Origin of the sequence: Micromonospora rifamycinica (assembly GCF_900090265.1) — a bacterium.
Lineage (GTDB): Bacteria > Actinomycetota > Actinomycetes > Mycobacteriales > Micromonosporaceae > Micromonospora > Micromonospora rifamycinica.
Genome location: NZ_LT607752.1, coordinates 1474144 through 1488587 on the forward strand (window position 1 = coordinate 1474144; position 14444 = coordinate 1488587).

The window sequence follows — 14444 nt, forward strand, 5'->3', positions numbered from 1 at the left end:
ACATAGTGGGACAGGACACAAGTTGATCTCTGCTAACAGGGGCTCTCCGGTGAACAGAAAACAGTTTGGAAATAAAGCTGCAAATGGCCGGACAACCCACGGTGGCACGATTCGGTGACACCGTGGACGCATCGACGATCATTTCGCCTGGTAGCCCCGGCGACATATCCGCTAGCCTTGGTAGGAAATCTTCAGCCTCATCGCGAAGATCGTTGGATTTAACCGGGACGTAACTGGGCGACGCTAGATTGTGACTCAGTGCGACATTGATTGCCGCAAATCACCACCGCATCGCCGGTGCCCCACCGGCAGATCCCCCCCGTCACCACGCGATCCTTCGCGACCGAAGTGGGAGCCCGATGAGTAGCGCACCGTACACGCGTGACCTGATCCTTGTCGTCAATCCCGTCGGCATCCTGGAACCCGGCCCACGGATCGCCGCAGCCGCCGCCACCGGCGGCGGGGTCGGCGTCATCGACCTGGCCACCGGCGACGACTGGGCGTTGCGGGCGCTCACCCGAGCCGCACAGTGGTCCCCCACCCCGGTCGGCGTCCGGGTGCCGGCGGGCTGCCGGGCCACCCTCGCCGAGGTACAGCGCGCAGCGGCCGGTGCCCTGGAGCTGGTCGTGGTCGAACCGACCAGCCCCTGGCCACTGGCCGAGATCACCGCACACCACCGGGTGCTGGTCGAGGTGACCAGCCGGGACGAGGCGCGGGCCGCGGCGGCAGCCGGGGCACACGGGCTGATCGCCCGCGGCATGGAGGCCGGCGGCCGGGTCGGTGAACTCAGCTCGTTCGTCCTGCTCCAGCAGCTCGTCGCCGACGACACCCTCGACCTGCCGGTCTGGGTGGCCGGCGGAATCGGCCCGCGCACCGCCGGCGCCTGCCTGGTCGGCGGCGCGGCCGGCGTCGTCCTGGACACCCAGCTCGCCCTGATGCCCGAGTCGGAGCTGCCGGCGGACGTCCAGGCCGTGATCCGGCGGATGGACGGCTCGGAGACCCTCCTGCGCGACGGGACGCGGGGCATCCGCCGCGGCGGCCCGCACCAGGCCGACGTCGAGCTGCTGCCCGTCGGCCAGGACGGCTGGCTGGCGGCCGCCTTCGCCGACCGCTGGCCGGACACCGCCACCGCCGTCCGGGGCATGCGCGCGGCGATGCTCGACGTCGTCGACGACCCGGACGCCGCCGAACTGCTCCAGCCCGGCGCCCCCCTCGCGGCGGCCCTCGGGGTACGGGTGCCGGTGGCCCAGGGTCCGATGACCCGGGTCAGCGACGAGGCGTCCTTCGCCGCCGCCGTCGCCGACGGCGGCGCGCTGCCGTTCATCGCGCTCGCGCTCAACTCGGCCGACCAGTGCCGCCGGATCATGACCGAGACCGCCGCCCGGCTCGGTGACCGCCCCTGGGGGGTCGGGGTGCTCGGCTTCGCCCCGGAGGAGCTGCGCGCCGCGCAGCTGGACGTCATCCGGGAGATCCGCCCCGCCTGCGCCATCATCGCCGGAGGCCGGCCACCGCAGGCCCGTGCCCTGGAGGAGCAGGGGATCAGCACGTTCCTGCACGTGCCCTCCCCCGGCCTGCTGCGGCAGTTCCTCCGCTCCGGTGCCCGCAAGTTCATCTTCGAGGGCGCCGAGTGCGGCGGACACGTCGGCCCCCGGGCGAGCTTCCCGCTGTGGGAGGCCCAACTGGCGGTGCTCGACGAGTACCTGGACACCGATCCCGCCGCCGGAGCGCAGCTCCAGGTCTTCTTCGCCGGCGGGGTGCACGACGCCCGGTCGGCGGCGATGGTCGCCACGATGGCCGCGCCACTGGCCCGTCGGGGCGCCCGGATCGGCGTGCTGATGGGCACCGCCTACCTGTTCACCGCCGAGGCGGTGGCCCACGGCGCGGTCCAGCCGCTTTTCCAGCGTGAGGCGCTCACCGCCGAGCACACCGCGCTGCTGGAGACCGCCCCCGGCCACGCCACCCGCTGCCTGCACACCCCCTTCGTCGACGACTTCCACCGGCTGCGCACCCAGCTGGAGAACGCCGGGGCGGAGAACCGCGAGGTGTGGGAGCAGCTGGAACTGCTCAACGTCGGCCGGCTCCGGATCGCCAGCAAGGGGCTGCGCCGCTCCGGCGACGTCGTCGAGGCCGTGGACGAGAGCGTCCAGGCCAGCGAGGGGCTGTTCATGGCCGGCCAGGTCGCCGTGCTGCGCAACGCCGCCACCACCGTCGCCGAGCTGCACGACACGGTCACCACCGAGGTACGGGGGTTCCACGCCGGCCGGCTCGACGCGCTGCGGGAGCGGCTCGCGCCGTCGGCCGGCGAGGTCGAACAACCGGTCGCGCCACTGGACATCGCCATCGTCGGGATGGCCTGCATGCTGCCCGGCTCTCCTGACCTGGACAGCTTCTGGCGTACCGTGCTCAGCGGCACGGACACCGTCACCGAGGTCCCCGCCGACCGCTGGGACACCGACCACTACTACGCCCCCGAGGTCGGGCCGGGGCAGACCGGCCGGATCAGCGTCTCCAAGTGGGGCGGGTTCATCGAGCCGGTGCCCTTCGACGCCATCGGCTACGGCATCCCGCCGGCCGCGCTGAGCAGCATCGACCCCACCCAGCTGCTCGCCCTGGAGGTCTCCCACCGGGCGTTGGTCGACGCCGGCTACGCCTACGACGCCCCGGGTGCCGACCACGCCCGCACCGGGGTGGTGTTCGGCGCGGAGGCGGGCAGCGACATGGGGCACGCCCAGACCCTGCGCACCATGCTGCCGGCCTACCTCGGCGAAGTGCCCGACCAGATGCAGGAGCTGCTGCCCACGGTCACCGAGGACAGCTTCCCCGGCGTGCTGGCCAACGTGATCGCCGGCCGGGTCGCCAACCGGCTCGACCTGGGCGGACCCAACTACACCATCGACGCGGCCTGCGCCTCGTCCCTGGCCGCGATGGACGCCGCCTGCAAGGAACTGGTCAGCGGCGACAGCGACCTGATGATCTGCGGCGGTGCCGACCTGCACAACGGGGTCAACGACTACCTGATGTTCACCTCGGCGCACGCGCTCTCCCCCACCGGCCGGTCCCGCCCCTTCGACAGCACCGGTGACGGGATCGCCCTCGGCGAGGGCGTCGCGTGCGTCGTCCTCAAGCGGTTGGCCGACGCCGAACGCGACGGCGACCGGATCTACGGCGTGATCAAGGGGCTCGGCGGGGCCAGCGACGGGCGGGCCCTCGGCCTGACCGCGCCGCGCCCCGACGGCCAGCGGCGGGCGCTGGACCGGGCCTACCACCGCAGCGGCATCTCGCCGCGTGAGGTGGGCCTGGTGGAGGCGCACGGCACCGGCACCGTCGTCGGTGACCGCACCGAACTGGAGACGCTGACCCGGATGTTCGTCGAGGCCGGCGCCGAACCGGGCGGCTGCGCACTGGGCTCGGTGAAGTCCCAGATCGGGCACACCAAGTGCGCCGCCGGGCTGGCCGGGCTGATCAAGGCGACGCTCGCCCTTTACCACGGCGTCCGGCCGCCCACCATCCACCTGGAGCGGCCCAACCCGGCCTGGCACCCGCAGCAGAGCCCGTTCGCGTTCTTCACCGAGGCCCGCCCCTGGCCGGCGCCGGCCGGTGAGCGGATCGCCGGGGTCAGCGCCTTCGGCTTCGGCGGCACCAACTTCCACGTCGTGCTCAGCGCCTACCCGAACGCGCCGGAACCCCGGCACGCGCAACGGATCTGGCCGGCGGAGCTGTTCTGCTTCCGGGGCACCGACCGGGCCGCCGCCCACCAGCCGATCCGGCAGCTGCTGGAGAGCCTGGCCGGCGACCCGGGTCGGGACCGGCCGGGGCGGCTCGCCGCGCTCGCCGCGTCGGTCGCCGCCAAGGCCGCCAGCCGGCCCGGCCCGACCCAGGTCGCGGTGGTCGCCCGGGACCTGGCCGAACTGGAGATCCTGCTGCGCCGGGCCCTGGCCGGCGAACACGACCCGGCGCGCGGGCTGGTCCAGCCGGCCGAGGGGGAGCCGGTCGGCCCCGGTCAGGTGGCCTTCCTCTTCCCCGGGCAGGGCAGCCAGCGTCCCGGTGCCCTGGGCGAGCTCTTCGTCGCCTTCCCCGAGCTGCGGCACTACCTCGAACTCGACCGGTCGGCGGCGGAGCTGCTCTTCCCGCCGACCGCCTTCGACCAGGACTCCCGACGCGCCCAGGAGGACCGGGTACGCGACACCCGGATCGCCCAGCCGGTGCTCGGCATCGGCGGCCTCGCCATGGACCACCTGCTGCGCCGGCTCGGGGTCCGCCCCGACATGACCGCCGGCCACAGCTACGGCGAACTCGTCGGTCTCTGCGTGGCCGGGGCGTTCGACGCGGCCACCCTGCTCGACCTGAGCCGGGAACGGGCGGCGGCCATCCTCGGCGCCTGCGGCGAGGACCCGGGCACCATGGCGGCGGTCAACGCCACCGCCGAACAGGTCGCCCAGGTGCTCGCCGCCGCCGGCCTGACCAGCGAGGTGGTGCTGGCCAACCGCAACGCGCCGCAGCAGGTGGTGGTCTCCGGCCCGACCGGCAAGGTGCGGGCGGCGGTGGTCGCGCTCAAGGAGGCCGGCCTGTCCGCCCGGGCCATCCCGGTGGCCTGCGCCTTCCACAGCCCGGTGGTGGCCGGCGCGGTGGAGACCTTCGCCGAGGTGCTCGCCGCCCGCTCGATCGCCGAACCGCGCATCCCGGTCTGGTCGAACCTGACCGCCGCGCCGTACTCCGGTGACGCCGACCAGGTGCGCCACCACCTCGCCGAGCAGATCGGCGCACCGGTGCGCTTCGTCGAGCAGGTCGAGGCGATGTACGCCGCCGGTGCCCGCCTCTTCGTCGAGGTCGGCCCCGGTCAGGTGTTGAGCCGACTGGTGCAGGCGGTCCTCGGTGACCGGCCGCACCAGACGGTCACCTGCGAACGCGGCCCCGCCGACGGGCTGCGCGGCTTCCTGATCTCGGTCGCTGAACTCGCCTGCGCCGGCGTCCCGGTCCGCCCCGACTGGCTGTTCCACGGCCGCACGACGGACGACGCCGGCACCACCGCACCGACCCGTCGTCCGCTCTGGACGGTCGACGGCCAACTCGTCCGGGACCAGCACGGCAACTGTCTTCCCGGTGGCATGACCCCACCCCGACGGATCAAGGAGTTGTCGATGACCCCCGCCAACGGCACCGCCACCACCCCCGGCACCGCCACCGGCACCGCCAGCGTCCCCGAAACGGTGACCGTCCGGGAGGTCCGGACCGTCACCGTCAGCGAGCCGGCGGCCGTCCGGGACATCCGGAGCGAGCTGCTCAGCGAGTACCTGCGCACGACCCGGGAGATGATCGCCACCCAGCGGGACGTGATGCTCGCCTTCCTCGGCGACCCGGGCGGCCCCGGGAACCCGCCGCCCCCGCAGCCGACCGAGTCCCACCGGGTCGAGGGCTACGCGGCCCTGCCCACCGGTCCGGCGCCGACCCCCACCCCGGTCGCCGCGCCCGCACCGCGGCCCGCCGTCGCCCCGCCCGCGCGGCCCGCCGTCGCCCCGCCGCCGGCCCCGACGTCGATGCCCACCATGGCGGCGACGAACGGCGGCACGGCGGTGGCCACCGCACCGGCGCCGCCGGTCACCCGGCCGACGCCGGTCGCCCCGGAGGCCCGGCCGGTCTCCTCCGCGGTCGCCACCGTCGTCGCGGCCCCCGCCCCGATCGCCGTCGCCTCCCCGGTGGCCGCGCCCGCTCCGGCCGGGCCGGGGCTCGCCGACTTCCAGCAGGCGATCCTCGCGGTGCTCAGCGAGCGCACCGGCTACCCGGTCGACCTCATCGAACTCGACCTCGACCTCGAAGCCGACCTCTCCATCGACTCCATCAAACGCGCCGAGGTCGCCGGCGAGGTCGCCCAACGCCTCTCCCTCAGCGTCGAAGGCGACGAGAGCGAACTCGAAGACCTCGTCAAGGCCCGCACCGTCCGCGCCATGGTCACCTGGCTCGACCAGAAGATGAGCGGCACGGTCACCGCGACCGCCACCCTCACCGCCGCGCTCCCCTCCGGCGACCAGGTCGACGTGACCGCCGCCGACTTCCAGCAGGCGATCCTCGCGGTGCTCAGCGAGCGCACCGGCTACCCGGTCGACCTCATCGAGCCCGACCTCGACCTCGAAGCCGACCTCTCCATCGACTCCATCAAACGCGCCGAGGTCGCCGGCGAGGTCGCCCAACGCCTCTCCCTCAGCGTCGAAGGCGACGAGAGCGAACTCGAAGACCTCGTCAAGGCCCGCACCGTCCGCGCCATGGTCACCTGGCTCGACCAGAAGATGAGCGGCAGCGTCCACGTGTCGGCCGCCACGGCCGCCACGGCGCTCCCGGCCGCGCCCGCCGCAGCGCCCGCCGCCCCCGCCGCAGCGCCGGCCGCAGCCGTCTCCGCGGTGGCGACCGCGCCCGCCGGCACCAGCCTGGCGGAGTTCCAGCAGTCGATCCTCACCGTGCTCAGCGAGCGCACCGGCTACCCGGTCGACCTCATCGAACTCGACCTCGACCTCGAAGCCGACCTCTCCATCGACTCCATCAAACGCGCCGAGGTCGCCGGCGAGGTCGCCCAACGCCTCTCCCTCAGCGTCGAAGGCGACGAGAGCGAACTCGAAGACCTCGTCAAGGCCCGCACCGTCCGCGCCATGGTCACCTGGCTCGACCAGAAGATGAGCGGCACGGTCACCGCCACCCTCACCACGACGGCGGCCGTCGCCGCGCCGGCCGCCGTCCCCACCACCCCCGCCCCGGCCCCCGCTCCGGCCCCGGCGTTCGCCGGGGTCGGGGTGGGGATCGCACCGAAGCGGCTGGTCGCCCAGGAGAGCGTCGACGCCGGGCAGAGCACCCCGCCGACCGCGCTCGCCGGCATGCGTTTCCTGATCACCGGAGGTGGCCCGGTCGGGGCGTACCTGGCCGAGCTGCTCGGCGCGCACGGCGCCGGCGGCCAGCTCGGCGTGCTCGACAGCGAGCAGGCCGACCAGGGCTTCGACGGGGTGCTGGTGCTCGACGGGCTGACCAACCTCGACGAGCCGCTGCTGCCCGACGTGTTCCCGCTGTTGCAGCGGGCGCTGGCCACCGGGCCGCGCTGGCTGTTCGCCGCCGGGGCGCGGGACGTCACCGGGGCGGCCGACGGCATGCCCGGCCTGTTCCGCACCATCGCCCGCGAGTACCCGGAGCTGACCGCGCGCTTCGTGGCGGTGGACCCGACGGCGACGCCCGAGGTGCTCGCCCGGCAGCTCCTCGACGAACTGCTCACCGCCTCCGACGCCCCGGTGGTCACCCGGCGCGGCACCGACCGGTACGTCGCCGACCTGATCCCGGTCGAGCTGGGCGCGCTGGCCGCCGGAGGTGCCGGCCCGGCCGGCGACGGGGTGTCCGAGGCGGCCGCGATCGGCCTGGAACGCGACTCCGTGGTGGTGCTCGTCGGCGGGGCGCGGGGCATCACCCCGTGGTTCGCCCGGGCGCTCGCCTCGGCCACCGGATGCCGCATCGAGCTGGTCGGCCGTACCCCGTTGCCGACCGCCCCGGAGGACCCGGAGCTGGCGGCCGCCGGTGACCGCGCCGCGCTGGTCGGTGTGCTGGCCCGCCGCGGCGCGTCCTCGCCGGCCGAGATCTCCCGGACCGCGCAGCGCATCCTGGCGGCCCGGGAGGTGACCGCGACCATCGCGGAGCTGACCGAGCTGGGCGGCGAGGTCCGCTACCACACCCTGGACGTCCGGGACGCGGAGGCGACCCGGCGGTTGCTGGCCGACATCCACGCCGAGTACGGCCGCCTCGACGGGGTGGTCTACGCGGCCGGCATCATCGAGGACAAGCTGATCGCCGAGAAGGACCCGGCCTCGTTCACCCGGGTCTTCGACACTAAGGTCGACGGCGCGCGGGGGCTGCTGGCCGGTCTCGACGCGCTGCCCACCACGCCGCGCTTCCTGGTCTTCTTCGGCAGCATCGCCGCCGCCTACGGCAACCGGGGCCAGGCCGACTACGCGGCGGCCAACGACGCCCTGGACGCCATCGGCACCCGCTACGCGGCCCGGACCGGGGTGCGCTGCGTGACCGTGCACTGGGGGCCGTGGGCTCCGGGTGTCGGCCACGGCGGCATGGTCACCGCCGAGTTGAGCCGGGAGTACGCCCGGCGCGGCATCGGCCTGATCGACCCGGAGGAGGGCGCGCTGGCCCTGCTGCGCGAGCTGGCCTGGGCCGACGCCTCGGTCACCTCGGTCGTCTACACCGCCTCGGGCTGGTGAGCGCGTCGATGTGCCGTCCCGCTCCCACCCGCCCCGTCCGTCGGAGGAACCGATGAACAACGGCGCCGCTGCGCCCGGCCAGATCGCGATCGTCGGGATGGCCGCCCTGATGCCCTCCGCCGGTGACCTGGAAAGCTACTGGCGCAACCTGATCGGCGGGGTCGACGCGATCACCGACGTCCCCGCGCACCGCTGGGACGAGGAGTTCTACGACCCGGAGCAGTCCCACCGGGCCGACCGGATGTACTGCCGGCGCGGCGGGTTCGTCGACGAGTACGCCACCTTCGAGCCGCTGCGCTTCGGGGTGATGCCCGCCTCCGTCGGGGACATCGAACCGGACCAGCTGATCACCCTGGAGGTGGCCGCCGCGGCCATCGACGACGCGGGCGGCGGCGACCGGCTGCCGGCCCGCGACCGGATCGGTGTGATCCTCGGCCGGGGCGGCATCCTCAGCCCCGCGCAGGCCCGTTACGCCCAGCGGGTGCGGATGTCCAGCCAGGTCGTCAGCATCCTGCGGGAGCTGATCCCCGACGTCGACCCGGCCCGGCTGGAGCTGCTGCGCAAGAAGTTCGACGAGCGGCTCGGGCCGTACCAGCCGGAGGGGACGATCGGCCTGGTGCCGAACCTGGCCGCTTCCCGGGTGGCCAACCGGCTCGACCTGCGCGGTCCCGCGTACACCATCGACGCCGCCTGCGCCTCCTCGTTGATCGCCGTCGACCAGGGCATCACCGAGCTGGTCAGCGGACGGCTGGACGCGGTGCTCGCCGGTGGCGTGCACCACGTGCACGACATCAGCTTCTGGTCGGTGTTCAACCAGCTCCGGGCGCTGTCCCGGCAGGGGGAGATCCGGCCGTTCGACGCCGCCGCCGACGGGCTGCTGATCGGCGAGGGCACCGGCGTGGTGGTGCTCAAGCGGTACGCCGACGCGGTCCGCGACGGTGACCGGGTCTACGCGGTGATCCGGGGCAGCGGGGTGTCCAGCGACGGCAAGTCGGCCAGCATGTTCAACCCGGCGGTCTCCGGCCAGGTGCTGGCGATCCGGCGGGCCTGGGAGTCCGCCGGACTCGACCCGACCGCACCGGACGCGCTGGGGCTGCTGGAGGCGCACGGCACCGGCACCCCGACCGGGGACGCCGCCGAGCTGACCACGGTGGCCGAGGTGTTCGGCCCGTACACCGGTGGTCCCCGCCCGGTGATCGGCTCGGTGAAGTCGATGATCGGGCACACCATGCCGGCGGCCGGGGTGGCCGGCCTGATCAAGGCCGCGCTCGCGGTGCACCGGGGGGTGCTCCCGCCCACCCTGCACTGCGAGACGCCGCGCAGGGAGATGGCGGCGACCCGGTTCGCCCCGATCGCCACCGCCCAGCCGTGGGAGAGCGACGGTCCGCGCCGGGCCGGGGTCAACGCGTTCGGCTTCGGCGGGATCAACGCCCACCTGATCATCGAGCAGGCCCCCGTGTCGGTGGGCGAGCCGGTGGTCGCGCCGACCGCCCCGGCCGCCGGCCGGGCCGTGGTCGACGAGCCGGACCAGGTGCTCTGGCTGGCCGCGGCGGACCCGGCCGGGCTCGCCGACCTGCTGGCCCGCGACGACCACGAGGTACGCCGGCTCGGCGTCGAGCTGGCCGCCCGCTCCGGCGGGGACTCCCCCGGGCCGGCCCGGCTGGGCATCGTCAACCCGACGGACAAGCTGCTCGCGGTGGCCCGCAAGTCGGTCGACCGGGGGCAGGCGTGGCGGGGTGGGCGGGACATCTGGTTCAGCCCCCGACCGCTGCTCGGCCCGGGGGCGGGCAAGCTCGCCTTCGTCTTCCCCGGCCTGGAGGCGGAGTTCTCCCCGCGTACCGCCGACCTGGCCGCCCACTTCGGCCTGCCGGACCGCGAGTGGTCCGCCGCCGACCTGGGCCGGCACGGCGCCGGCCTGATCGAGGTGGGCAAGCTGCTCGACGAGGCGCTGGCCCGGATCCGGGTACGCCCCGACGCGGTCGCCGGGCACAGCATCGGCGAGTGGACCGCCGCCGCGGTCAGCGGCCAGGTCAGCACCGCCGCGATGGACGAGTTCCTCGACCTGTTCAACGCCGACTCGGTGGAGGTCTCCGGGTACGTCTTCGCCGCCGTCGGGGCCGGCGCGGACCGGGTGACGCCGCTGCTCGGCGACTACCCCGGGGTGGTCCTCTCGCACGACAACGCCCCGGCGCAGTCGGTGGTCAACGGCCCGGAGTCGCAGGTGGACCGGCTGGTGGAGGCGTTGCGCACCCGCAACATCCTGTGCCAGAAGCTGCCGTTCCGGTCGGCTTTCCACACTCCCGCCTTCGCCGACGGGCTCACCTCGATCGGCGCCGCCCTGGGCCGGTGGGAGGTGCACCCGACCCGGATGCCGGTCTGGTCGGCGACCCTGCACGCGCCGTTCCCCGCCGACGAGGAGTCGGTCAACCGGATCTTCGTCCGGCACATGATGGAGCCGGTCTGGTTCCGGCAGACCGTCGAGGCGATGTACGACGCCGGGTTCCGGGTGTTCCTCCAGGTCGGTGCCGGGCAGCTCGCCTCGCTGATCGGCGACAACCTGCGCGGGCGTGACCACCTGGCGATGCCGGTGAACACCGCGCACCGCAGCGGGCTGAACCAGCTCCGCCGGGTCGCCACCGCGCTGTGGGTGGAGGGCGGCACGCCGGACCTGTCCGCGCTGGACACCGTGGGCCGTCCCCCGGCGGCGGCCACGACCGGCGGCCCGGCCCCGGCGACGCCCACCGCCACCGGCCCGGCGAAGCCCGGCACCGGCCGGCGTGGCCCCCGCATCAAGCTCGACCTCGGCGGGCCGCTGGTCCGCCTCGGTGCGGACGCGGCCGGACTGCTCGGCGTGACCACGACGACGGACGGAACGCCGACGCCGAACGGAGCGCCGACGACCGGGACGGCCCCGACGAACGGAGCGTCCCGGTCGACCGGGACGGCACCGACGAACGGGAAGACGACGAACGGAGCGGCCCCGACGCCGCCGCCGGCCGCCGCGCCGCCACCCGCCACCCGACCGGCTGCCGCGCCACCGGCCGCCACCCGACCGGCCGCCGCGCCGCCACCCGCCGCCCGGCCGGTGCCGGTCGCGCAGGCGGCCGGACGGCCCGGTGGGCAGGGCGACCCGGCCCGGCCCGGCACCGCGCTGGACGCGTTGCAGGGCCTCGCTGGCGAGTCCAGCGCGGCAGCGGAGTTCGCCGCCCTGCTGCGGGAGAACACCCGGAACCGACCCGCGGTCGGGACGCCGACGACCGGTGGCAACGGCACCGCGACGCCGGCCCGGACCGCACCCCCCACGGTCGCGGGGCCGTCCGTCGCACCGGCCGTACGGCCGCCCGCCGTCGCGCCGGTGGCGCAGCGGCCCGTGACGCCGGCCGCCCCGGCCCGCCCGGCGGTCGCCGGGGCCGGCACGGAGGTCGGGCGGATCACCCGGCGGATCTCCCTGGAGACCATGCCGTACCTGCTGGACCACTGCTTCTTCGTGCAGCCCGACGACTGGCCGGACCCGGAGGACCGGTGGCCGGTGGTGCCGGCGACGGCCCTGGTCGCGCACATGATGGAGGCGGTGGAGCAGCTGGTGCCCGGCGTCCCGGTGGTGGCCGTGCACGATGCCAAGTTCAACAAGTGGCTGATCGCCGAGCCGGCCACCGACGTGGAGATCGTGGTCCGGACCGCCGGCCCGAACAGGTACGCGGTCGCCTTCGCCGGCTACGCACGGGCGACGATCGAGGTCGGCACCGGGTACCCGACGCCGCCGCCGGTCTGGACCCACGACCCGGCCACCGAACGACCGCCCACCCTCGGCGCCGCCGAGATGTACGCGGAACGGTTGATGTTCCACGGTCCGCAGTTCCAGGGCGTCACCGACGTGCACGCGCTGGGCGACATGCACGTCCGTGGCGTGGTCACCGCGCCGGTGCCGCCCGGTGCGCTGCTGGACAACGCGCTCCAGCTCATCGGCAACTGGTTGATCACCACCCAGCCGTTCCGGACGGTCGCGCTGCCGGTGGGGCTCGGTCAGGTGCGGTTCTACGGGCCGCCGCCCCCGGCCGGCCGGGCGTTCGAGTGCGTCGCCCGGGTCCGCCTCATCGACGACGGCAAGCTCGTCGCCGACACCCAGCTCAGCTACCAGGGTCGGGTGTGGTCGGAGATCGAGGGGGCGGTGGACCGCCGGTTCGACAGTCACCCGCAGGCCCGGGTGGCGGAACGGTTCCCGGAACGGCACCCGATGTCGCTGTTGCAGCCCGAGGGCTGGACGATGGCGTTCGACTGCTGGACCGACCTGGTCACCCGGGGCATGGCGGCCCGGGGCATCCTCGGCGGCGCCGGCTACGCGGAGTACGAGCGGCAGCCGGCGAAGACCCGCAAGCAGTGGATGCTGGGCCGGATCGCGGCGAAGGACGCGGTACGCGCCCGGCTGTGGGAGGACGGCCACACCGACATCTACCCGATCGAGCTGACCGTCGGCAACGACCCGGACGGGCGGCCGTGGGTACGCGGGCGGCCCGGCCGCGGGCTCGGTGACTGCGACGTCTCGCTGGCGCACTGCGCCGAGATCGGCGTGGCGATCGCCCGGCGGCGGCCGGCGGACGCGACGGCCGGCAGCCCCGGCGTCGGCATCGACGTCGCCGAGGTCACCGACCATCCCGAGAGCACCTTCACGTTCGCCCTCACCGCCACCGAGCTGACCCTGCTGTCCTCCCTGGCGGGTCAGGACGCCGACGCCCGGCGGCTGTGGTTCACCCGGTTCTGGGCCGCGAAGGAGGCGGTCGCCAAGGCCGAGGGCACCGGGCTCGACGGCTCACCCCGCCGGTTCCGGGTGTACTCGGCCACCGACGCCGGGTTGACCGTCGAGATCGGCGGACGGGCGTACCGGGTCGGCTGCCGGGACGTGGCCAACCCCGAGGATCTGCCGCCGCGCCGGTACGTGGTCGCCTGGACCTGGGGGCCGGAGCCGGCACCCAGCACCCCGCCGGGGGTCTCCCGGCCGTGAACCGGCACCCGGCGCACACCGCACTCCCTCCCATCCGATCAGCAGAAACCGAAGGAGCAACGACCATGCCTGCGGCCCAGGACACCATCCTCGCCGAACTCACCGAGATGATCCACGCCGTGCTGGGTGACTTCGCGGACGACCAGGTGGTCACGATGGACACCTCGTTCTCCGCCGACCTGGGGATGGAGAGCATCGACGTCATCGCGCTCGCCGGCCGGCTCCAGTCCCGCTACGGCGACACCGTCAACTTCGCCCACTTCGTCGCCAAGCTGGACCTGGAGACCGTCCGGGAACTCAAGGTCGGGCAGCTCGTGGAGCACATCGCCGAGTCGCTGGCGCAGGCCGACGAGGTCGGGGCGGGCAGCCGGTGACCATGGTCCGGGCGAACGGGATCACCCTGCACACGCAGCGGCTCGATCCCCCCGGTCCGGCCGTCGACGGCCGGACCGGGCCGACGCCGACCGCCGTGCTGATCCACGGGATGGCCTCGGACACCATGGCGAGCTGGTACTTCACCCTGGCCGAGCCGCTGTCCCGGGCCGGTTTCCCGACCGTCCTGTACGACCTGCGCGGTCACGGGCGCAGCGAGCGCCCGGCCACCGGGTACGCCCTGGGCGACTTCGTCGACGACCTGGCGGGGCTGCTGGCGGCGCTGGAGGTCGACGGTCCGCTGCTGCTGCTGGGCAACTCGTTCGGCGGGACCATCGCGTTCGGTTACGCCGCCCGGCACCCGGACCGGGTGGCCGGCATCGTGACCGTGGAGTCCGCCCCGCCGATCCCGGAGTGGATGGGCCGGGTGCGGCAGCGGCTCGCCCGGGTCGCCGCCCGGCTGCCCCGGGCGGAGACGGTCACCGAGATCGGTGCCCGGCGCGGGCGCGTCGCTGCCCAACGGGCCGCCGAGACCGGTCGTATGCTCACCGACACCAGCCTGGCGCAGGAGCTGCCGGCGAGCCCGCTGCCGACCACCGAGGCGCTGGCCGCGATCGGCTGCCCGGTGCTCTGCCTCTACGGCGGCGACTCGGCGGTGATGGAGCTGGCCCCGGCGGTCCGCGGGCTGCTGCCGCAGACCCGGGTCGCGGTCCTGCCCGACCAGAAACACACGGTGCTGATCGACCGGCCCGAGGAGATCCGCCGGTTGGTCTTCACCTGGCTCGCCGAGGACTGCTCGCTCGACGTCTCCCAACCCACCACCGCATGACGACGCG

4 protein-coding genes are annotated in these 14444 nt (G+C 74.5%); all 4 read left to right on the top strand.

The features are described 5' to 3' along the window. The first annotated feature begins 359 nt into the window (after positions 1-359). Positions 360-8237: a type I polyketide synthase gene (locus tag GA0070623_RS06225; protein ID WP_089003932.1), complete on the top strand. Its 7878-nt coding sequence runs from the start codon at positions 360-362 to the stop codon at positions 8235-8237. A gap of 52 nt (positions 8238-8289) precedes the next feature. Next, positions 8290-13236, top strand: coding sequence for a type I polyketide synthase (locus tag GA0070623_RS06230; RefSeq protein WP_089003933.1), 4947 nt, complete (start codon positions 8290-8292; stop codon positions 13234-13236). Between the two features lie 65 nt (positions 13237-13301). Beyond that, complete coding sequence (locus GA0070623_RS06235; RefSeq protein WP_067315344.1) at positions 13302-13610, top strand: acyl carrier protein; 309 nt, start codon at positions 13302-13304, stop codon at positions 13608-13610. Positions 13611-13612: 2 nt separating this feature from the next. Then, positions 13613-14437 carry an alpha/beta fold hydrolase gene (locus tag GA0070623_RS06240; RefSeq protein ID WP_231932808.1) on the top strand — a complete coding sequence of 275 codons (825 nt, stop codon included), beginning with the start codon at positions 13613-13615 and terminating at the stop codon, positions 14435-14437. Positions 14438-14444: the final 7 nt, after the last annotated feature.

What these genes read in the sequence shown, in the direction of transcription:
- GA0070623_RS06225 (WP_089003932.1), top strand. Translation starts at nt 360, where the DNA reads ATGAGTAGCGCACCGTACACGCGTGACCTGATCCTTGTCGTCAATCCC.
- GA0070623_RS06230 (WP_089003933.1), top strand. Translation starts at nt 8,290, where the DNA reads ATGAACAACGGCGCCGCTGCGCCCGGCCAGATCGCGATCGTCGGGATG.
- GA0070623_RS06235 (WP_067315344.1), top strand. Translation starts at nt 13,302, where the DNA reads ATGCCTGCGGCCCAGGACACCATCCTCGCCGAACTCACCGAGATGATC.
- GA0070623_RS06240 (WP_231932808.1), top strand. Translation starts at nt 13,613, where the DNA reads ATGGTCCGGGCGAACGGGATCACCCTGCACACGCAGCGGCTCGATCCC.